This window comes from Chitinophagaceae bacterium (assembly GCA_030053935.1).
Lineage (GTDB): Bacteria > Bacteroidota > Bacteroidia > Cytophagales > JASGCU01 > JASGCU01.
In genome coordinates this window covers 1,468-6,364 of the sequence record JASGCU010000115.1, presented here as the reverse complement: position 1 = coordinate 6,364, position 4,897 = coordinate 1,468, and the positions used below count along the sequence as shown (strand labels likewise).

The window sequence follows — 4,897 nt, the reverse complement described above, 5'->3', positions numbered from 1 at the left end:
TTCTTCCACCTTTTACGGTTTTTTTAATTAACTGTTTTAGTGGTAGTTACACCGTTTACTACTATTGTTATGGTGTTATTACAAGTTCCATCTCCAAAATCTATGGATATGTTATTTTGTAGGTATTTAATTGCTACTGTTCCACTGGAAGGTTTTTTACGGGTGGTGCAGGATACGTCTTCTGTTATGGGTTTGCTGGTATTATAAGAATATAATACTGTTCCGTCAGAGTATGTTACCGATGTATTTACTTGAGATACTATGGTTCCGCTTACAGGTTTATTATTTGCATCTACTGTAATATTAGAAGATCTGTTTTTACTGCCTGTGAGATTTAATACTGTGCCACTTGCAAGGGTTATAGTATGAGTGCTATTGGTGGTAGAAGATCCGGTTATTGTGGTTCCTGTTTGAGAGTAGGTATTGACTCTTGTTTTAGAACCGCTTATAGATATTCCATTTACAGAGTAGTTATTAAATGTTACTGATTCGGTAAGATTATTTACATCTCCTGTTCTGGTGATGACAATAGAACCTTTTTTAGTAAGAGCATTGGTTCCAAAAGTAGTAGTTATTCCTGTTGTTCCGTAATCTATGATTGTTTTAGCGATTGTTGCTAAGAGAGAATCATGTTTTGGGTAGAGTTTTCCACTGTGACTATGCCCTTTTCCTTTTGTTATAGTTCCTACGGGTAATATTACTGCATTACCACTTGCATCGTAATGTGTTATAGTAGCTCCTGTTCTTTGAAATCCGTGCAGTCCTCTTAAATCGCCTGCATATTCAGATTCTACTATTGCTAAGAGGGTGTCATTAGGTGTGAGGAGAGAAACTCCATCTATGGAGAATATATTTTGTATTCCATGGTGTCCTTTTTTTCCATGGTTTCCATCGCCTTTTCCATTTTTTCCACCTTGTCTATATGTAGCGTCTTCTAAAGATAATACTTCATTTTGTGAATACTCTGTTGTACTCAGGGATACACCGCTTGCTAATTCTGCGGAGGTTTGTCCTATTGCTAACAGTTTATCATTTGAAGTACTATTTTCTACATTCCCAAAAAGAATACTATTTTGAGACGTGCTTTGAGAATAGCTATCTGATGGCGTAATATTTTCCATCTTTTCACAACTTACTAAAATTGCCCATAAAGAGCAATTCACTACTAAAAATTTACTTTTTAACCTTGTCATTACTTTATAATTTTAATGTATAATAATTTATTTATTTTTCAATGAATATGATGTATATTCATTTATACTTAACAATACGTATTTTTTTTAAAAAGGTTGGGTTAAGTAATACAATAATTTTCTTGTAGGGTAAGTTAGGGAAACAAAGATACAAAGCATTTTCTTTCTATTTCTATACATACAGAGGAAGAGAGGCAATCTCCTCCGATGGGTGGATTCAATTTGGATATATGTATTTTTATAATATCTATTCGGTGGTCTAATTGGAATAGGGAATGTATGATTTTATAAGCGAGGTGTTCTAATAGATTTACGGGGACATGCATTTGCTCTTGTATGGTGTTATATACTTTCACATAATCTATAGTGTCCTTGATATCATCACTGAGAAGAGCATTTGTTATGTTTGCTTGGAGAGAAATATCTATTTCAAAGTTGTTTTTTGATTTTTTTTCAGATTCATAGACGCCGTGAGAGGCTTTTAGTTGAATAGTATTCAGTTGAATAGAGTATTTCATATATGGAATTATATGGTATCAAAAAAAGAGAGGGTTTTAGGATTATGTTTCTGTATCTGTTTTTTTGTTTCCATTTCATCTGTATGTTTTACGTCGAGGGTATTTTCAAAAGGGTCAGATGGTATTGTGTTTTTTTTTTCTAACAGGAGTTCTTCTTTTTGTATATGTATTGTATCGGTGTCTGTGTATCTATAAGAAACAAGAGGTGGCTCGGGATTTAATTGTTCTATTATTTCAATTCCATCGTTTATTTTTAAATACAGATTTCGTAAATCTTTCAGGATATAATCTTTATGATTTTGAATAAGGGTGTAGTTTTTTTTTATGAAAGCAAGGGCTTTATGGGATTGTTCTATGGTGCTTTCTGCTTCGTTTTCTGCTGTTGTTACTATTTCTTTTGCTTTTTCTCTTGCTTGTTGGAGTATTTTTTCAGCAATATCATTTGTATCCTTGAGAATGAGTTCTGATTCACTCGGTTTATTTATTTGGTAGATGTTTTTTTGCTCCTCGTTCTTAATAATACCAACAAGGGTAGCTTCTACTTCTCGAAGCCGTTTTATTTCTTGCTCCGCTTGGTGAATTTTCGTTTTATATTCTTTATTTTGTATAATAAGCAATTCCCATTCTAAAGCCAATGCTTCTAAAAATTGGTGTACCTGGGTCTTATCGTATCCTCTAAAAGTAATTTCAAAGGTTTGCTGTTTTATTTCAATGGGTGTGACTTTCATAAAAATTATTTTTTAAGAGAGATTTTTAGTTGACAATATGTTTTTTGTATAAGGTACGTAATATGTTTCTAAACATAATATTTTTGGGAATAGTATTTATATTTTTATATGTATTTTTTCATTATTAATATATTTTTGAATACATTTTTTTTTGAAAGAAAAAAAAGAGAGCATTTGTGGTTTATAAAGAGATTCTGTTATTCCATTAAAAGAAGGTAGCTTGTCCTTGTTGTTTTAGTTTCCAGGCATTTTCTCCCACTCGTTCTGCTATGTCATCTAACACATTTAATATAGTTTGATGTTCGGGTGTTATACCATTTTTCAAAAGAGGCATAATTGCTAACACTAACTCATCAAAGTGAGATGTTTTCTTTTCTCTTTCCATTCTGCGTAAATAGCTTATTAAATAATACTTAATCCTCAGGGTTACGTCTATATGTGTTTTGAATTTTGTGTTTTTTTTGATGGTAAAGATTTCTGTTGTATCATTATAGTCAAAATTTTCTAAGAGAATAGGTGTTAAGTCGGAATATTCTTTTTTAAGCAAGTCAAGAAATCCTAATTCTAATCCTTTAATGATAAGTTCATCGTTAATTTGTTCTAAAGTTGCTCCGTTGTTTTTTGCAATAATTCCTTCTATGGTTTGCATTACAATTTCTGCGGTGTTCATTCCTAAATTTGCTTTCATTATTGTCCTTGGATTTCGAACCTTACGGAAATTTATAATGAGTTGCCCCGATAAAACTGTAAAGGGATTCTGTCGTTTTTTAAAACTTGTTTGCCCATTTTTTTGCGGAACTGCACCTACATATTCAAAACCACAACGTTCTGCAGTATTTATTATCAGATGCCAAAACTCGGGGTCTTTGTGTGCAAAGACAAAAGAAAGCCATCTATCATATTTTAATACACGGTACATTTCTTGAATACTCTGTGCGATTAGTTGATTATATTCTTCTTTACTTTTATTATGTTCTCCGCCTTCTATGGCTTCTTCTTTAAAGTCTTGCTCGCTTACTTCTAAATCAAGCCAGGCATTCCACATGGTTGATAGGTCTAAGTAAGGGATTTTCTTGCCATAAGGGGGGTCGGTATAAATATAATCTACCGTTTCCTTCGGAATGAATTTTAGATTGGTGGCTGTGCCTCTGATTACTTGTGCATTGGAAATGGTTCTTTCATTAATAAAGTATTCCATTTCTTTTTTGGCTTCGCTTATTTTTTTAAAACGGAGATCAAAATGATGTAAAAAATCTAAAATTGTTGGAGTATGTGCAACACGGTATCTATAGTATTGAAAGACAGCAGCATTCCCTCCTTGCCCGTCCTTTGAATAGGTTGAATTATGAAAAGTTAAATTCATTCTTGTTATTAAACCCGAAAACATGAGTAGTAATGATTTTCGTATATTTTCATTTTTTTGCTTTAAAATAATTGATTTAAGCAGTCCCAATTGTGCTGTTTGTTTGTCATTAAATAATTGGGCAGCGGTTTTTACATCTGATCCTTTGGGTAATGGAAGAGGTTTGGGACCTGCATATTTTTGTAATGCTTTTTTAATTTCTTCTTTGGTTTTTGGTTCTTTGTTTCTATATTCTTCTTTTACTTCATGAAATGCTTGGGCTAATTCGTTTTGCTTCACGGGGGCAATTAAGGATTCCACTAAAAAAATAGCCATGGGATTGAGGTCAATATTGATTGCTTTTCTATTATTCATCAATGCTTCCACAGCAGTGATACCACTCCCTCCGAATGGGTCAAGAACTAAATCTCCCGGTTTACTAAAATTCTTTATGTATTCCGCAACTACATTCCATGTTTGTTTTGTGAAATAGCCATGAACTCCAAAGTGCCTTCTTGTTGCTTGTTTTTTCACGGGTATTTCTTCCAAAAGAGGTCTATTCTGATAATCAAATTCTTTTTGAGAAGCAGCTTTCGGTTCGTAAACAAAGTTTTTACCAACTTGAAAACTGGTGGGAGCAAGTAATAATTTCAATGCTTCCCAATGCTCTGTAATATTCTCCATTTGAAAAAATAAAATGGGATTTCCTGTGTCTGCGGTTCTAAATACAGAAAACTCTAAGCCATTGCAAAGTGCAAAATAATTACTTCTAATCTCGGGATGTATTGCATAACTATACACCTGTTCTACATTGTCACTATGTATGATTTTTTGATTGGGAGCTTTTGCATCTAATACCCAAGCAAAATTATTTTCTACCTTGAGGGCATAGTCAGGCACGAGTGTAATGGGTCTTTTTTTACTGCCTATTTTCAAAAACGGATGCTGCAGTGCTTTGCTGCGGACAATATTTTCGGGTGTATAGCCAAGTTCTTTTATTATGGGAAGTATTATCACTTCTCTTACGCTGTCTTCTTTAAAGTGAGGTTCAGTGGCTATTCTCTTGAATTCCAACTGTCCAAATAATTTTTCTGCTGTCATTGTATTATGTATTCA

At 33.1% G+C, this 4,897-nt stretch carries 4 protein-coding genes; all 4 read right to left on the bottom strand.

What is annotated here, in order from left to right:
- Window positions 1–23: 23 nt before the first annotated feature.
- Window positions 24–1,193 (bottom strand): hypothetical protein, encoded by a 1,170-nt coding sequence (locus tag QM536_09215; protein MDI9357187.1) that lies wholly within the window; start codon window positions 1,191–1,193, stop codon window positions 24–26.
- Window positions 1,194–1,327: 134 nt separating this feature from the next.
- The gene (gene folB / locus QM536_09210; protein MDI9357186.1) at window positions 1,328–1,711 is read right to left on the bottom strand and encodes a dihydroneopterin aldolase; all 384 of its coding nucleotides are present in this window, start codon (window positions 1,709–1,711) and stop codon (window positions 1,328–1,330) included.
- An 8-nt stretch (window positions 1,712–1,719) separates the two neighbouring features.
- Window positions 1,720–2,439 (bottom strand): DivIVA domain-containing protein, encoded by a 720-nt coding sequence (locus QM536_09205; protein MDI9357185.1) that lies wholly within the window; start codon window positions 2,437–2,439, stop codon window positions 1,720–1,722.
- Window positions 2,440–2,644: 205 nt separating this feature from the next.
- Window positions 2,645–4,882 carry a DNA methyltransferase gene (locus QM536_09200; GenBank protein ID MDI9357184.1) on the bottom strand — a complete coding sequence of 746 codons (2,238 nt, stop codon included), beginning with the start codon at window positions 4,880–4,882 and terminating at the stop codon, window positions 2,645–2,647.
- Between the last annotated feature and the right edge of the window lie 15 nt (window positions 4,883–4,897).

What these genes read in the sequence shown, in the direction of transcription:
- folB (MDI9357186.1), bottom strand. Translation starts at nt 1,711, where the DNA reads ATGAAATACTCTATTCAACTGAATACTATTCAACTAAAAGCCTCTCAC.
- QM536_09200 (MDI9357184.1), bottom strand. Translation starts at nt 4,882, where the DNA reads ATGACAGCAGAAAAATTATTTGGACAGTTGGAATTCAAGAGAATAGCC.
- QM536_09205 (MDI9357185.1), bottom strand. Translation starts at nt 2,439, where the DNA reads ATGAAAGTCACACCCATTGAAATAAAACAGCAAACCTTTGAAATTACT.
- QM536_09215 (MDI9357187.1), bottom strand. Translation starts at nt 1,193, where the DNA reads ATGACAAGGTTAAAAAGTAAATTTTTAGTAGTGAATTGCTCTTTATGG.